This window comes from Acinetobacter sp. NIPH1876 (assembly GCF_022808535.1).
Lineage (GTDB): Bacteria > Pseudomonadota > Gammaproteobacteria > Pseudomonadales > Moraxellaceae > Acinetobacter > Acinetobacter higginsii.
This window is the reverse complement of sequence record NZ_JALGBR010000001.1, coordinates 232132-247629: the sequence shown is the minus strand read 5'-3', so window position 1 is coordinate 247629 and position 15498 is coordinate 232132. Positions and strand designations below refer to the sequence as shown.

The window sequence follows — 15498 nt, the reverse complement described above, 5'->3', positions numbered from 1 at the left end:
TGGAGAACATGAATAACCAATCAAAAAATAAAATCAAGGCTGCAATTATTGGTAGTGGCAATATTGGCAGTGATCTCATGATTAAGATGTTACGTTATGGTGAACATCTTGAAATCACTGCTATGGTTGGTATTGATCCAGAATCGGATGGTTTGGCTCGTGCCAAAAGAATGGGGGTTGCAACTACGTCTGAAGGTGTTCAAGGGCTTATTCAACTACCTGAATTTAAGCAGATCGATATTGTTTTTGATGCAACCTCTGCTGGGGCACATATCAAAAATGATGCCTTATTAAGACAACATAAGCCGAATATTCGTATGGTGGATTTAACCCCTGCGGCAATTGGTCCTTATTGCGTTCCTGTGGTGAATCTGGAACAACACATTGACCAGCTCAATGTAAACATGGTGACTTGTGGTGGGCAGGCGACTATTCCAATGGTTGCTGCAGTCTCGAAAATTGCTAAAGTTCATTATGCTGAAATTGTGGCGTCTATTTCCAGTAAATCGGCAGGGCCAGGCACACGAGCAAATATTGATGAATTTACCGAAACCACATCAAAGGCACTGGAAACGGTCGGTGGTGCAACAAAAGGCAAGGCGATTATTGTCCTCAATCCAGCCGAACCACCATTATTGATGCGTGATACGGTGTATGTGCTGTCTGAAGCTGCAGATCAGGCTGCGGTTGAAGCCTCGATTGAGCAGATGGTTGCTGAGGTTCAAAAATATGTTGCTGGCTATCGCTTAAAACAAAAAGTCCAGTTTGAGGTAATTCCTGAATCTGCCCCACTCAATATTGCAGGATTAGGGAAATTTTCTGGTCTAAAAACCAGTGTGTTTTTAGAAGTTGAAGGTGCAGCACATTATTTACCTGCCTATGCCGGCAATCTGGATATTATGACTTCGGCAGCGTTGGCAACAGGCGAGAAAATGGCGGCATCACTCCAATCACAACGTGCATCGGATGAGGGCTAAGCGATGGATAAGATCAAAAAATTATATATTTCCGATGTGACTTTACGTGATGGCAGTCATGCAGTCCGCCATCAGTACTCCATTCAAAATGTGCAAGAAATTGCCAAAGCGTTAGATGAAGCAAGAGTAGACAGTATCGAAATTGCGCACGGTGATGGATTGCAAGGTTCAAGCTTTAACTATGGCTTTGGCGCACATACTGATTTGGAATGGATTGAAGCCGCTGCTGATGTACTCAACCATGCAAAAATTGCGACTTTGCTGTTACCGGGTATTGGTACCATTCACGATCTTAAAGCGGCTTATAACGTTGGTGCCCGAGTTGTCCGTGTTGCGACACACTGTACCGAAGCTGATATTTCTAAACAGCATATCGAATATGCCAGAGAATTGGGCATGGATACCGTGGGTTTTCTGATGATGAGCCACATGACCACACCAGAGGCATTGGCACAACAGGGTAAACTGATGGAATCTTACGGTGCACAATGTATTTATGTCGTGGATTCAGGTGGTGCAATGTCGATGAATGATATTCGTGCACGCTTCAGAGCGATGAAAGATGTATTGGATCCATCAACCCAGACAGGAATACATGCTCATCATAATTTAAGTTTAGGTGTTGCAAACTCTATCGTGGCCGTTGAAGAAGGTTGTGATCGTATTGATGCCAGTCTTGCAGGTATGGGCGCAGGTGCAGGTAATGCACCACTAGAAGTTTTCATTGCTGCTGCTGAACGTTTAGGTTGGCATCATGGAACAGATTTATTTACATTGATGAATGCTGCTGATGAACTAGTGAGACCATTGCAAGATCGCCCAGTACGTGTAGATCGTGAAACACTTGCATTAGGGTATGCAGGGGTATATTCAAGCTTCTTGCGTCATGCCGAGATAGTTTCTAAACGTTATGGCCTAAATACCGTTGATATTTTAGTGGAATTGGGTCGTCGTCGTATGGTGGGTGGGCAGGAAGATATGATTGTCGATGTCGCTTTAGACCTTCTAAAAAAACAGCAACAGGCAGGATAACAGCATGACTCAATTTAAATTAAATGGCAAAGTGGCTTTAGTAACGGGTGCAAACTCAGGTATAGGCGCAGTTACCGCAAGAGAGTTGGCATTACAAGGTTATCATGTGTTTTTGGCCTGTCGCTCGCAGCAGAAAGCGCAAGCTGTACTTCAGGAAATCCAAAGCCTCAGTTTTGGACGAGCAAAGGCGGAGTTCATTGAATTAGATCTAGCCGATTTAGATTCTGTACGTCAGTGTGCGGCACAATTTCTTTCAAGAAACTTAGCTTTGCATTTACTCATTGCCAATGCAGGTTTGGCCGGTCAGAAAGGCATGACCCAATCAGGCTTTGAACTCACATTTGGTGTTTGTCATGTTGGACATTTTCTTTTAACGCAATTACTGACTGAAAAATTAATCGAATCAAAACCTGCACGGGTGGTTGTCGTTTCAAGTAAGGCGCACCGTCATGCTCAAGGTATTGATTTCAATGCTGTGTTGAAAACAACCAAGAGTTTTGGTGGCTTGAAAGAGTATGGGGTGGCCAAACTTGCAAATATTCTTTTTGTGAAAGAACTCGGTCGTCGTTTATATGGTACAGGCGTCACAGCCTATGCCATACATCCTGGTGTGGTTTCAACTAATGTCTGGCGAGGTTTGCCAGAATCATTAGTGAAGTTAATCCGTCGTTTTATGATTAGCCCTGAAGAGGGAGCAAAAACAACACTTTATTGTGCAACCCAGCCACAGCTTGCTGGTGATACGGGGTTTTATTATGAAGATTGTAAAGTCAAAGTTTCTTCACATGCTGCTCAGAATATAAATTTAGCCAATGAGCTATGGGAAAAAAGCCTAAATTGGGCAAAACAATAAACCAAGTTTTAAGAACACAGGGACGTCTTCTTAATTTGATGAGGAGAATAAAATGGATAACTTTGTACCCCCAAAAGAAAATTATGGCAAATGGGGACGTGATTTAGAACGTTGGTATTTTGATCCAGTCTTTTTAAACTCGGATCAACTCAATATGTCAAAACCTGCGTTATTTGTTGGCAATCATACCTTATTTGGTCTTTTGGATGTGCCATTATTTGTTGAACATATACGACAGCAATATGGTGTGCACTTACGTTCCTTAGGTGATCGTATGCATTTTCATGTCCCCATTTGGAAAGACATTCTTACTAAAGGGGGGATGGTTTTGGGATCACCAGAAAACTGTCATGCACTGATGTCTAGTGGGCAGTCAATCATCGTGTTTCCTGGTGGCGCACGAGAAGTCATGCGTCGTAAGGGGGAAAAATATCAACTGATTTGGAAAAAACGAACAGGCTTTGCCCGCCTAGCAATAGAACATGGTTACGATATTATTCCCTTTGCCTCTGTTGGAGCAGATGACTGCTTTGATATTGTTATAGATGCTAATGATATCCAAAATAATTCAACAGCCCAAAAAGTATTATCTGCATTCAAACTCAATGATAAATTGAGAGGTGGAGACATTTTACCTCCCTTACCAACAGGTGTGGGTTATTTACCAATCCCTAAACCTCAACGATTTTATTTTAGTTTTGGAGAGCGAATATCTACTTTGGATGTTACGCAGGATGAACAAGCTATATGGGATATTCGTGAGCAAGTTGCGCAATCCATTGAAAAGCAAATCTCAGAATTGAAAAAATATAGATCAACCGATAAAAAGCAGAATTGGAGCTGGTTACGTAAGAAACTCACAAAAAGTTTTGATGAATAGTATAATTTGTATAATAATAGTCAAAATTGTTCAAATACTGCATTCTTGTTCAAAAGGTCTAAATTGTGCGTTTATCTTCATCACAGCAAAGAATTCATAAAACAGCATTAAAACTTTTTGCTGAAAAAGGCTCTACGAATATTAGTATAAGTGAGCTCGCTTCAGCTTCTGGTGTGGCTCGAGGTACAATTTATAATAATCAGCTAGATCCTGATACTTTGTTTGAAGACATAGCATCTCAACTTGCTGAGGAAATGAATGCACGTGTTATTAAAACACTAGGAAATGAATCAGATTCGGCTATCCGTCTTGCGACGGGTATTCGTATGTATGTTCGTAGAGCACATGAAGAGTCTGATTGGGGACGATTTATATGCCGCTTTGCTTTCAGTTCAAAATCATTAATGGCCTTATGGTCAAGTAGTGATTCACCATTGCCAGATGTAATGGCTGGTTTAGACAGTAAACGATATACATTCCGAGAAGATCAACTACTTTCGATTATGTCTTTGATTGCAGGTTCAGTGTTAACATCTATTTTTCTCGTATTAGAAGGGCATAAAACTTGGAGAGATGCTGGTACTGAAATTGCTGAGTTATTGCTATACGCTATGGGCGTAGATCGTGATGAAGCCTATGAGATTGCAAGAAGGGAATTACCACCTTTATTAGAGCTATAACCATTGCTTTAAAAATCAAAAGTCTATCATCAGATAACCTTCTAGATAGCAGTTTAAGTTGGTAAAAAATATTAATGATGTGGAGCATCCTAAAAGGAATTAAAAACGCTCTTATTTATTAAAAATAATCTAATGGCTTGTATCCAATTCACAAAAAAATTAGAGTGTAGAAAAACTACTTGCTTATGTGTTTATGGTATCACGTAGAAAACTTCCATCTTTAAATGCTTTACGTGCATTTGAAACAGCGGGCCGAAAGTTAAGTTTTCGCGCTGCTGCTGATGAGTTGGGAGTGACTCAAGGTGCAATCGCTCAGCAGGTTCGAGCATTAGAAGATCATCTAAAGGTTATTTTATTTCAACGGCTTCCTCGGGGACTATCCTTGACGCCTGAAGGAACAAAGTATTTGGTCGATATAACTCGTGCCTTTGATATTCTGACTGAGTCAACAGAATCACTATTAGAGCAGCCAGATCGTGTAACTATAAGTGTGACACCAACGATTGCGACCAAAATGTTAATCCCTCGATTAGGTGATTTACATGCAGTACTGCCTGATATCAATTTATGCACGCTTGCAACTGAGGTTGTGTCAGACTTCGATCGTGATCAGGTTGATATCGCGATAAGGCTCACCCAGAAATCATTTCCAGAAAATCTAGAAACACGATTATTGTTTCATCAAGAGCTTATTGCGGTAGCAAGTCCTGATTTTATTCAGAATTTAGCCCTTCCTTTGAAACTTGAACAGTTGATCAACATGCCTCTACTACACGATGCCCATGATCATTGGCCAAATTTTCTGAACACGAATACGAAATTATCTGGAGCAGTCTTTAATCAAACTACGCTAGCATTAGATGCTGCTTTGTCTGGGCAAGGGGTTGCTTTAGCATGCCGAGCATTTGTGGATGCTGATATTCAATCAGGAAAACTCGTACAAGTAACTTCGGATACAAAAACTATGGAACCAAGTTATTATCTTGTCAGAAAAAAAACCTCACATTGCAATAGCACAGTCGATAAAATTTGGCAGTGGTGTATCGAATATTTAGGTACGAAGCAAAAATTAAAATAGATAATTATTTATGATTGTTTGGTCAGTTCTAATCTTGAAGGGATAATTTATCCCTTCAAATTTTGATTAAAAGTCATTATACAGAACGAGTTAAACCACCATCTACACGGATATTTTGTCCTGTGATATAAGCCGCACCATCTGACGCAAGAAAAGCAACTGTCGCTGCTATCTCTTCTGTTGAACCATATCGTTTCATTGGAACACTGTGAGTGCGTTCATCTGTTTTTGGCAGGCTATCAATCCACCCAGGTAAAACATTATTAATACGAATATTATCAACAGCATATGTGTCTGCACAAATCTTAGTAAAAGCTGCTAATCCAGAACGGGCAACGGCAGACGTTGGAAATAGTGAACTAGGCTCAAATGTCCACGCACTGGAAATATTAACAATCACGCCGTGTTTTTGTTGTTGCATAATCGGAATCACTAAACGAATAGGGCGTACAGCATTGAGAAAATAAGTATCTATACCATCATGCCAATCTTGATCTGTTAATTCTAAAATTCCTTTGCGCGGACCATGTCCAGCACTGTTGACTAAAACATCTATACGTCCCCAACGAGCAAGCGTTTCATCAATAAGGCGTTGTATATCATCTATTGATTGATTAGATCCAGTAACACCTAGGCCATTCAGTTGATTCGCAAGGATTTCACCTTTGCCTGATGAAGATAGAATTGCAACTTTGTATCCATCTGCTGCTAGTTTTTTTGCAACAGCTGCGCCCATACCACTTCCTGCAGCCGTAACAATAGCGACTTTCTCAGTCATGATTTTTACCTCTTAATGTCATTCGGAATATGAAAGAGTTAACTAATTTTAAAATAATATTAAAGTTCAACAGTGTGCTGAGCAAACGATAAATTTTCGTTAAAGCCAGTAGAAAATCTACAGGCTTGATCCGTAAAAGATATAGAAAGCTTTTTAGGTATTTTTCATGCTAAATCGACAGGATTGTATTTCATTTAAACAAGCTCAAGCCACACAGACTATGACTATGTGTAATCCTGAATAGGTGCTGTTACAACATGTATAAATTGCTAGATTCTCTTATGAGATTGTTCCAGTATAGATTTAGACACTCGAATTTTCAGGACAATGATCATGGCATTAAAACATCATATGTTATTAAAATATCTTGCTATTTTAGGTTTTTTTGCAAGTTCTGCCGTAATGAGCAGCATAACTTTTGCAAGTTCTGAGCAGGCATGGAACAAACATGATCAGGAAATAAAAACGGCTTGTATAAAAGCGAGTCAACTTAAAAATGCCAAGACAGCGAGCAATGTTATGCTGTTTGATGATCGTGTTGGATATTCGGCACTCCTGATTGTAGGAAAATATCCTCAAGCACATATGAAAAACAAAACAGGTCAAGAGCTTTGTTTATGGAACAAGACCTCGAAGAAAGCTTATTTAACTGAAGCAAACATAAAAGTACATTGAAGTTAGTGCCACGTAGACCAGTACTTATGATACTTAGAATAAGCTGCTGCATTAAAGATGCATGCAAAAACACTGTAATTTAATTAGAATATTCTTTTAATAGGTAAGTTAAAAAAAGGACCAATACAACCACTGACAATTATATTGATCCTAGATATTTTTTAGTAGAGTTAACGTAATCGTTTAAATAGCTTTAATGCATTTTCACGATTTATATCTGCTTGTTGAGTATCTTGATAATTTGGATATGAATCAAGATCACGCGCAAAAGATGAACTTACAGGTACTGATGCATGAGGGAAATCACTGCCATACAAAATGTGGTCTTGTTGTGCGAAGCTTAACAAGGTTTGTATAGCAACATGTCCGCTTGATAATGCTGTATCAAAGTAGAATTGACGTAAATCATCTAAAATCTCATTCTTTGTCACTGATGCATTGAGAGTAGGATAAAGCTCTGCCACTCGGTTTGCAATGAAGGGTAAAAAGCCGCCAGCATGTGATAAAATTACTTTAACATTTCTGTATTTACGTAAAATACCATTTACTACCATATGCACTGCAGTACGGGTCGTATCAAATGGATAATCAATTAAAGGGCTTGGTAAACCCGTTAACGGATCAATAGATTTGGATGGATGTATGAAAACAACTGCATGTCGGGAATCTAGTTCTTTCCAAATAGGTTCTAAACTTTCATCACCTAGATATAAGCCATGATAATTGGAAAATAATACAACACCATCAGCGTTCAGTTCATCAAATCCATATTTAATTTCATTAAGAGAAGCATCAATATCTGGTAATGGTACAGTAATAAAATGACCAAAACGTGATGGATTTTTTTGAACAAGTTCTGCAATATACTCATTAACATGACGCCCCATATCTGAAGCTTCTTTACCTTCCCAACTCATAACACTTGGAGCTGAAAGAGATAGCACACCTGTTTGAATATCATTGTCATCCATAAATTTTAAAGCAGATTCTGGAGACCAGTCAGGAATACGCCAACCTGATGGATCACCGCCTTGTTTAATAAGTGCATTCTTCCAAAAAGATGGAATAAGATGTTGATGTACATCAATACGATTAAAGTTTTTCATTTCTTAATTACACTCTGTTCTTTATCTTGGTGTTTTAAGTATAAAACCATGATCTGATGTGATAAATTATTGAAATGGATAATCAGTTTAAACAAAAATTTTCTAATGGATATATTTCGGAGTATGACCGTATTTGTTCGGTCAGTTGAGCTAGGCTCTTTTTCAGCGGCTGGAGATGCTTTAAATATGTCTCCTCAGCTTGTGGGGAAATATGTTTTTGCACTTGAAAAGCATTTAGGCGTTAAGTTATTAAATAGAACAACAAGAAGTCAAAGCCTTACAGATATTGGTTTAAATTATTATGAAAATGCTAAGCGTATTTTATCTGATTTACATCAAACTGAATCTCAAGTAGCAGATAATCGGCAAGTCCCTAAGGGGAATTTACGTATAAGTGCACCTGTACTATTTGGAGTACATGCATTAACACCAGTTTTACCAGAATATCTTTCTCAAAATCCTGAAGTATCAATTGAGCTTTCTTTATCAAATAAATATGTAGATATTGTTGAAGATGGATTTGATATTGTTTTTAGAACAGGGGACTTAGCTGATAGTACTCTAATAGCTAGGGCTTTGAAAAAACGAGAAATGGTATTATGTGCTTCTCCGAGTCTAATAGAAAAAATTGGTGAAATAAAAAATCCAAAAGATTTGATAAAAGCTCCTTGCATTGCATTTACACCTCAAACTTTAAAAAAACCATGGGTTTTCTATGATGTAGATGGAAACAAAGAATCTATTTTAGTTTCAGGTCCATTAACTATAGATAATGGTGATGCATTATTGTTAGCAGCAAGATCTGGTTTAGGCATTATTTTACAGGCTCACAAATTAGTTGAAGATGACTTAAAAAATGGAAGCTTAATAAAGTTATTACCAGACCACTCTATTCCGGAGAAGCCATTTTATTTGGTATATCAGAGAGATAAACACATTACGCCAAAACTTAAAAGTTTCATTGACTTTGTAATCTTAAATTTTGCTTAGTTTATTTCTTGAGAAAACCAACCCAGCTTTATTTAATAAAAACTGGTTGATTATTCAAATGCATTTTTTACAAATTATCAGGTGCAAGCCATTTAACATTATAGCTGCAATTTATGCAGGAAACGATAGACGATATTTGCCTCATATATACAGACATTGACACCATAGCAACTCAGACTTGACTAATAGCCAAGTCGACTTGATAGCTACGATTTCTGTTTGGCTTTTTGGCGTAAGACATACAAATATAAGCTTTCTACTTTTTCACGTGCCCATGGTGTGGTACGTAAGAATCGCAACGATGACTTAACACTTGGATCTATGCAAAAACATCTAATTTCAATTTTACGACTTAGGCCTTCAAAGCCACCGTAATAATCCAATAACTCATCCAAAATGTCAGCAAGTTTTTTGCCGTGTAGAGGGTCATTGGAGGCGTTCATAATAGATCAACTATATTTGGGGAGAGCATCATTATAACCTGAGCTCGTTGAAAAATGAGAGGGTTAGCATTTAAGCGTAATTAACATAAAAAATTACAGCTTAACTTCCTATTGATGTGTGCTGAAATAGCAGGAGACATTCACTTGGGAGATTATAGGCAGCCGACTTGTAAAAATTTTCTGGCATTTATGGAATGAGAACTCGAAGTCATCAACATGAATTATGATCGTTGGGATTCACGTTACTGAGCTGTAGCTACAAACAGTGACTTGCGCAGCAGTGCTGCTCAGGCTACAGTCGTAGATATTCTAGTTGACTTATGTTCACCTAGAATCTAATTCACAATCAAATTTATTTTTAATAAGTAATTAAATTAATTACTTAGAGTATTAAAATAATAGCTTATAAAATATTTGGTTCATGAACCTAGCTATGAATGCATATTTTCCTACTAAAAAGGTCTTAAGAATAGACAAAATATGTCTAGGAGAGTGGTTGCAGTCCACCTCTAATTAAAAGGTGTCTACAAAATCAGTGGCTATTCAAAGTGTCCAAATTGGGGAAGATATAAAGTAGTACAGATGGTAAAAACCTGCCTAATGCAATCAGAATAAGGCTTACTTTATATTTCGTTCTCATCATGGTTGGGCAATAATATGGGCTTTCAATTAAAAAAGCCAAGTCGATTTTAGTCTGCTCAACTTGGCTAAATTATAAAATTACTTTAAGTTTTTAGTAAAGAAATCAGTTAGTTTATCGAAAGGAATTAAATCAACTCGGTCATAAAGATCAACGTGTCCGGCACCCTTGACGTAATATAGCTCTTTAGGTTCACCAGCACGTTTATAGGCATCTTCACTGAACTCTTTGGAATGTGCCTGATCGCCAGTAATAAATAGCATTGGACGAGGTGAGATGGTTTCTATGTCATTAAATGGATAGAAGTTCACAAATCTAACTTCACTTGTTAAAGCTCTATTTTGAGTTTGCTCCAAAGTTTGACCTTTAGGAATAGCTGCTCCGCGCGGTGTTCGATAAAAGTTATGAAATTCACTTACAATAGGGTCGCTATTGGCATCGACTGTTTTAGGTAAATAGTTTATCCATTGTTTTCCTTTACCTTGAAACTCTGAATAACGTTGTTCTGCTGCTGTTTCTAGCATTTTTTTACGCTGCTCAAGCGTCTGCGAGTGATTTAAACCGTTACGTGTTACAGCCCCCATATCATACATGGCAACAGTAGCAATAGCTTTTAAACGAGGATCAAGTTTTGCTGCACTGATTGCAAAGCTACCGCTACCACAAATACCTAATACACCAATACGATTACGATCAATAAAAGTTTGACTACCTAAATAATCTACCGCAGCATTAAAGGCTTCTGTATAGAGTTCGGGGGCAACTAAGTTGCGAGGTTGTCCCTCACTTTCGCCCCAGAAAGGTAAATCAATTGCTAAAGTTATAAAGCCTTGCTCTGCCAATTTCTGTGCATAAAGCATTGAGCTTTGTTCTTTCACCGCTCCCATTGGATGTCCCACAATAATTGCAGGAGCTTTAGTATTCTTATTTAAATTTTTAGGAATCACTAAATTACCGACAACATTCATGTTGTATTGATTTTTGAACGTAACTTTTTGAATCGTGACCTGACTACTTTGATAAAAGTTATCTGCATCTTTTGGCATATCTGCCGCCATTGTTGAAGTTGAAGAAAATAAGCCTATTGTGGCAATAAGGGTTGCTGTTAGAGTCGCATTACGAAATTTCTTTATATGTGATTGCATGATTCCTGCTTCCTGTAAAAAGATGATTCATGAATTTAGGGATTGAAATGAGTTTATCTATTCTTTCAGAGAAGTATTAGCCTAAAAAAACAGCATAGACTTATGAATAATATTCATTAATTAGAGGGCATAAATTTTAAGTGGTTGAAAATAATGTGTTTAAATAAAAATTATTTGATTTTTTAAAAGTGTAAGTGCTAAGAACTGCGAAAAATACGATGTTTATACTTTTATGATTCATGAATTATATACATAACTCTATTCGGCTTAAGCTACTTATTCCAGTTGATCCTTATTTTTATAATTGCTACTCCAATTTCGAGTAGAGATAGTCAATGCTTAACCCTGAAGAAAAAGAAAGCCTCGTAGAAGCTCCTGCCTACTGGAGCGGGGTTTTTGCAATGACCTTATGTGTTTTTGCCTTGATTGCATCAGAGTTTATGCCAGTGAGTTTACTGACACCGATTGCAACAGATCTGAATGTTACTGAGGGTTTGGCTGGACAAGGAATTGCAATTTCAGGTGCTTTTGCTGTCATAACAAGTTTGACGATTTCTCGCTTAGCAGGAGATATGAATCGTAAAACACTTTTGTTAGTTTTAACGGCTATTATGGCAATTTCAGGTGCAATCGTGGCACTAGCCCAAAATTATATAGTTTATATGCTAGGTCGGGCGTTGATTGGTTTGGTCATTGGTGGTTTTTGGTCGATGTCAGCCGCAATGGCAATGCGATTAGTGCCGAGCTCACAAGTACCTAAAGCATTAGCAATTTTTAACAGCGGTAATGCATTGGCAATGGTGATTGCTGCTCCTTTAGGAAGTTATCTCGGCTCAATCATCGGTTGGCGAGGTGCATTTTTATGCTTAGTTCCTGTAGCTATCATCGCTTTTATTTGGCAATGGTTGAGTTTGCCCTCAATGCCAGCTACTTCGCGTCAAACAGAAAAGCAATCATCCATTTTGGGGTTATTGCGTAATCCAGTCGTTATGATGGGTATGTTAGCGATCAGTTTATTTTTCATGGGACAGTTTTCTCTTTATACCTATGTGCGACCATTTTTAGAAACCATAACTCGGGTTGATATTTCGACCCTGTCACTTATTTTACTGGGGATTGGGGTAATGGGATTTATTGGTACTGCCGTAATTAATACGTTCTTGAAACGTCGTTTTTATGCAACTTTGATCGTTATTCCTATTATGATGGCTGTTATCGCATTGTCACTCGTATTTTTTGGAACTTGGACGATGGTAGTTGCAGTATTACTTTGTTTATGGGGGGGCTTAGCAACAGCAGCACCTGTAGGATGGTGGGGATGGTTAGCACGTACCTTACCCAATGATGCAGAAGCAGGTGGTGGGTTAATGGTGGCGGTGATTCAACTTGCAATTGCTTTAGGTTCAACACTGGGTGGAGTTTTATTTGACCATAGTGGTTACCAGATAACTTTTGTAGCCAGTGCACTTATTTTGGTTATTTCTTCTATTTTGATATCTCGTTTGACGACAAAGTAATCCAATTGAGTCGAATATTCATAAACGAATATGAATAAAGAAATAAGCATTGTCACGAGCAGAATGTTAGATTAGAGCTTATATATTTCTTTTAATAATGAACGTGGTGAGGGAATATGCCATGTTCAAATCTCTTATAGTTTTTAAGAATCATAGATTTTTTATTTTTAACTTCAATTATTTGTCCGAAGCATAACAGATTATAGAAATACGAAAATGTATGAGCAAAGAGCTAAAAGGGGATAGAGTCATGAATAGGATTAATAAATCATACGTTTCTAAGTGGTATTATTTCAATATTAACGCTTAAATTACTGAACCATAGAGGATCTATATGATTACAAAAGAGAACTATAATGATCTATATGCCTTTCTGATGGTGACTCGTGAAGGTAGTTTTACTAAAGCAGCAGGTAAGCTAGGTGTTTCCCAGTCTGCTTTGAGCCATACCATTCGTGGACTGGAAGAGCGTTTAGGGATGTTGTTGCTCACTCGGACGACACGTAGCGTTTCTCCAACAGAGGCTGGTGACAAGCTAAGACAGACGATTGGAGCGAGTTTTGATCATATAGATAATGAATTATCATTACTGTCGAAACTAAGAGATACACCAGCGGGAAATGTAAGAATAAATGCAAGTCATCATGCTATCCGTTATGTGCTATTACCTAAATTAAAGCAATTAACGCAGCTTTATCCAGATATCAATATTGAGCTAACAGCAAATAATGGCATGGTTGATATTGTAGCGGAACGTTTTGATGCAGGTGTCCGTTTTGGTAGTCGGGTAGCGGAAGGAATGATTGCTGTTCGGATTAGTTCAGATGTCAGAATGGTTGTTGTGGCATCGCCTGAATACCTTGTACTAAAGGGCATCCCAGAAAAACCTCAAGATTTGATTCAACACAACTGTATTGGCTATCGATTGTCTACTCAAGGTGGATTATATCAATGGGAATTCTTGGTTGAAGGCATTGAAACTAAAATTAAAGTTTCTGGGCAATGGGTCTTTAATGATTCTGAGCTTATTGCTGATGCAGTATTAGCTGGAGAAGGCATTGCTTACATTCCTGAAGAGCTCATTCAGGACAATTTATTACAAGGGCAATTAATAAAAGTATTGGATGAGTATGCAATAGCATACCCAGGATTTCATTTGTATTATCCTCATCGTAGACAGCAGTCACCAGCTTTGAAACTTGTTATTGACACATTAAGAATAAATTAAATCATTGTTTGTGGCACATTAAGCTTATGGGAGTTCTTGTTATTTCTTTACGAAATGAGACCTTGAGGAAAACTTATTTAACTGAAGCAAATATAAAAGTGCATTTTAGAGGTATAAAGTTATAAAAACTAAAAACCAAGTTCATGAACTAAAAGATTCATACATTAAAAAAGAATATCTGTGTCTAGCATTATCTGACGTTTATTTGACATTTCTGGTTCATAGCAATCCACCGCCATTCCCCCTAAACGAGCAATACATTTATTGCAATACTGGCAAATTGGATAATCAAGCTCTGAATGATATAAGTTATGGTAAAGATAAGGATCTGCGATAAATGCACGGGCACACGATATAGCATCACTATGTCCATTAATTAAAGCATTTTCCATTACCTCTCTTGAGACAAACCCACCACTTGCAATCACAGGTATATTCAGTGCGTGTTTAAAGTGTTTTACATAGGGCATGTTATAACCTTCACCTTTTGGAGCTGACCAAGTGAGAAAGCTTTCAATCATCGGAGACATGGACAAGGCTATTTTCTTCCGAGTAGATGAAAAACCCATTCCCGAACCATGCTCTATATTTGTTTTTAAGAACCCATGATAAGAACCAGACAACATGGGTGGGACAGACTCATAATGAGCTCGACTGATCTCAATCGCATCAACTCCCTCATTTTGTAGAGCAACTGCAAAAGTCACTAACTCATCAGTGGTTGCGCCTCGTCGAAAAGCGAGAGCATCTGTACCATTTACTTTAGCCAAAATCGGAAAATCATCTCTAACACACTGACGAATGGCTTTAACAATCTGTAAGGGTAATCTCATTCTATTATCTAGATTGCCACCATATAAATCATTTCGTCGGTTGGTGTAAGGTGCTAAGAATTGGCTGATCAAATAACCATGAGCAAAATGCAATTGAATACCATCAAAACCCGCCATTTTCGCCCTAATCGCAGCTCGAACAAAATCATCAATGATTTTTGGAATTTCATTGAGTTGTAAAGCACGAGGTTTTGTACCTAATGATTGTTCCATTACGTTTGATGCAGATACCACAGGATTATCTGCATCATTTGGTCTGACTACTTGACGGCCGCCATGATTCAGTTGTGCAATTAACTTCGTTGTTTGACCTTGTGAATGGATAGCATCTACCCAAGTTTTTAAACCTGCGATTTTATTATCTGCATCAATGCTTGCCTGTTTTCCTGCTGAATGACCTTGCTTAGAAATACAAAGATTTCCAGTAAAAATTAAAGGGGTCTTTGCTTTTGCCATAGGGAGATAGAAGTCTATTAACTCATCTGTAACAAATCCTTCGGCTGTAGCTCTTGTTTCACTTGTTGCAGATTTAAAAACACGTCCAGAAACAATCATTTTACCAATCGTCAAAGGTTGATATAAAAGCTGTTCTATTTGTTTTTCACGGGGCTTATCATTGAATTGTGTCATAGAAAATTATCAC

15 protein-coding genes are annotated in these 15498 nt (G+C 37.9%); 10 read left to right on the top strand and 5 right to left on the bottom strand.

The features are described 5' to 3' along the window. Positions 1-8 precede the first annotated feature (8 nt). From MN869_RS01180 to MN869_RS01155, 6 genes are all read left to right on the top strand, one after another. Entirely contained in the window at positions 9-977 is a 969-nt protein-coding gene (locus MN869_RS01180) for an acetaldehyde dehydrogenase (acetylating) (protein ID WP_033132770.1), read from the top strand. Between the two features lie 3 nt (positions 978-980). Then, a complete protein-coding gene (gene dmpG / locus MN869_RS01175; protein ID WP_033132769.1) occupies positions 981-2009 on the top strand; it encodes a 4-hydroxy-2-oxovalerate aldolase in 1029 nt (342 codons plus the stop codon). A 4-nt stretch (positions 2010-2013) separates the two neighbouring features. Beyond that, positions 2014-2862 carry an SDR family oxidoreductase gene (locus MN869_RS01170; RefSeq protein ID WP_033132768.1) on the top strand — a complete coding sequence of 283 codons (849 nt, stop codon included), beginning with the start codon at positions 2014-2016 and terminating at the stop codon, positions 2860-2862. A 52-nt stretch (positions 2863-2914) separates the two neighbouring features. Beyond that, positions 2915-3742, top strand: a complete 828-nt coding sequence (locus MN869_RS01165; protein ID WP_033132767.1) for a lysophospholipid acyltransferase family protein — start codon at positions 2915-2917, stop codon at positions 3740-3742. Between the two features lie 65 nt (positions 3743-3807). Beyond that, on the top strand, positions 3808-4422 hold the full coding sequence (locus tag MN869_RS01160) for a TetR/AcrR family transcriptional regulator (protein ID WP_005314005.1): 615 nt from the start codon (positions 3808-3810) through the stop codon (positions 4420-4422). Positions 4423-4615: 193 nt separating this feature from the next. Next, positions 4616-5500, top strand: a complete 885-nt coding sequence (locus tag MN869_RS01155) for a LysR substrate-binding domain-containing protein (RefSeq protein ID WP_033132766.1) — start codon at positions 4616-4618, stop codon at positions 5498-5500. Between the two features lie 76 nt (positions 5501-5576). Here the strand turns inward: MN869_RS01155 and MN869_RS01150 are convergent, their stop codons facing one another. Beyond that, a complete protein-coding gene (locus tag MN869_RS01150; RefSeq protein ID WP_033132765.1) occupies positions 5577-6278 on the bottom strand; it encodes an SDR family oxidoreductase in 702 nt (233 codons plus the stop codon). Between the two features lie 333 nt (positions 6279-6611). Between MN869_RS01150 and MN869_RS01145 the strand changes: the two genes are divergently transcribed. Then, the gene (locus tag MN869_RS01145) at positions 6612-6953 is read left to right on the top strand and encodes a hypothetical protein (RefSeq protein ID WP_033132764.1); all 342 of its coding nucleotides are present in this window, start codon (positions 6612-6614) and stop codon (positions 6951-6953) included. 170 nt (positions 6954-7123) lie between these two features. Here MN869_RS01145 and MN869_RS01140 read toward each other — a convergent pair whose 3' ends face one another. After that, a complete protein-coding gene (locus MN869_RS01140; RefSeq protein WP_033132763.1) occupies positions 7124-8059 on the bottom strand; it encodes an amidohydrolase family protein in 936 nt (311 codons plus the stop codon). A 123-nt stretch (positions 8060-8182) separates the two neighbouring features. On the opposite strand from MN869_RS01140, the gene MN869_RS01135 reads away from it, so the two are divergent. Continuing rightward, a complete protein-coding gene (locus tag MN869_RS01135) occupies positions 8183-9049 on the top strand; it encodes a LysR family transcriptional regulator (protein WP_033132762.1) in 867 nt (288 codons plus the stop codon). Between the two features lie 206 nt (positions 9050-9255). Here the strand turns inward: MN869_RS01135 and MN869_RS01130 are convergent, their stop codons facing one another. Continuing rightward, positions 9256-9492, bottom strand: a complete 237-nt coding sequence (locus MN869_RS01130) for a VF530 family protein (protein ID WP_003651786.1) — start codon at positions 9490-9492, stop codon at positions 9256-9258. A 720-nt stretch (positions 9493-10212) separates the two neighbouring features. Continuing rightward, positions 10213-11277: an alpha/beta hydrolase gene (locus tag MN869_RS01125; protein WP_033132761.1), complete on the bottom strand. Its 1065-nt coding sequence runs from the start codon at positions 11275-11277 to the stop codon at positions 10213-10215. Positions 11278-11612: 335 nt separating this feature from the next. On the opposite strand from MN869_RS01125, the gene MN869_RS01120 reads away from it, so the two are divergent. Together MN869_RS01120 and MN869_RS01115 are read left to right on the top strand one after the other, a co-directional pair. Continuing rightward, positions 11613-12794, top strand: a complete 1182-nt coding sequence (locus MN869_RS01120; protein WP_033132760.1) for an MFS transporter — start codon at positions 11613-11615, stop codon at positions 12792-12794. Between the two features lie 334 nt (positions 12795-13128). Continuing rightward, on the top strand, positions 13129-14022 hold the full coding sequence (locus tag MN869_RS01115; RefSeq protein ID WP_004653458.1) for a LysR family transcriptional regulator: 894 nt from the start codon (positions 13129-13131) through the stop codon (positions 14020-14022). Between the two features lie 164 nt (positions 14023-14186). On the opposite strand, the gene MN869_RS01110 is transcribed toward MN869_RS01115, so the two are convergent. Next, positions 14187-15485 (bottom strand): NADH:flavin oxidoreductase, encoded by a 1299-nt coding sequence (locus MN869_RS01110; protein ID WP_033132759.1) that lies wholly within the window; start codon positions 15483-15485, stop codon positions 14187-14189. Positions 15486-15498: the final 13 nt, after the last annotated feature.

What these genes read in the sequence shown, in the direction of transcription:
- MN869_RS01180 (WP_033132770.1), top strand. Translation starts at nt 9, where the DNA reads ATGAATAACCAATCAAAAAATAAAATCAAGGCTGCAATTATTGGTAGT.
- dmpG (WP_033132769.1), top strand. Translation starts at nt 981, where the DNA reads ATGGATAAGATCAAAAAATTATATATTTCCGATGTGACTTTACGTGAT.
- MN869_RS01170 (WP_033132768.1), top strand. Translation starts at nt 2,014, where the DNA reads ATGACTCAATTTAAATTAAATGGCAAAGTGGCTTTAGTAACGGGTGCA.
- MN869_RS01165 (WP_033132767.1), top strand. Translation starts at nt 2,915, where the DNA reads ATGGATAACTTTGTACCCCCAAAAGAAAATTATGGCAAATGGGGACGT.
- MN869_RS01155 (WP_033132766.1), top strand. Translation starts at nt 4,616, where the DNA reads ATGGTATCACGTAGAAAACTTCCATCTTTAAATGCTTTACGTGCATTT.
- MN869_RS01150 (WP_033132765.1), bottom strand. Translation starts at nt 6,278, where the DNA reads ATGACTGAGAAAGTCGCTATTGTTACGGCTGCAGGAAGTGGTATGGGC.
- MN869_RS01145 (WP_033132764.1), top strand. Translation starts at nt 6,612, where the DNA reads ATGGCATTAAAACATCATATGTTATTAAAATATCTTGCTATTTTAGGT.
- MN869_RS01140 (WP_033132763.1), bottom strand. Translation starts at nt 8,059, where the DNA reads ATGAAAAACTTTAATCGTATTGATGTACATCAACATCTTATTCCATCT.
- MN869_RS01135 (WP_033132762.1), top strand. Translation starts at nt 8,183, where the DNA reads ATGACCGTATTTGTTCGGTCAGTTGAGCTAGGCTCTTTTTCAGCGGCT.
- MN869_RS01130 (WP_003651786.1), bottom strand. Translation starts at nt 9,492, where the DNA reads ATGAACGCCTCCAATGACCCTCTACACGGCAAAAAACTTGCTGACATT.
- MN869_RS01125 (WP_033132761.1), bottom strand. Translation starts at nt 11,277, where the DNA reads ATGCAATCACATATAAAGAAATTTCGTAATGCGACTCTAACAGCAACC.
- MN869_RS01120 (WP_033132760.1), top strand. Translation starts at nt 11,613, where the DNA reads ATGCTTAACCCTGAAGAAAAAGAAAGCCTCGTAGAAGCTCCTGCCTAC.
- MN869_RS01115 (WP_004653458.1), top strand. Translation starts at nt 13,129, where the DNA reads ATGATTACAAAAGAGAACTATAATGATCTATATGCCTTTCTGATGGTG.
- MN869_RS01110 (WP_033132759.1), bottom strand. Translation starts at nt 15,485, where the DNA reads ATGACACAATTCAATGATAAGCCCCGTGAAAAACAAATAGAACAGCTT.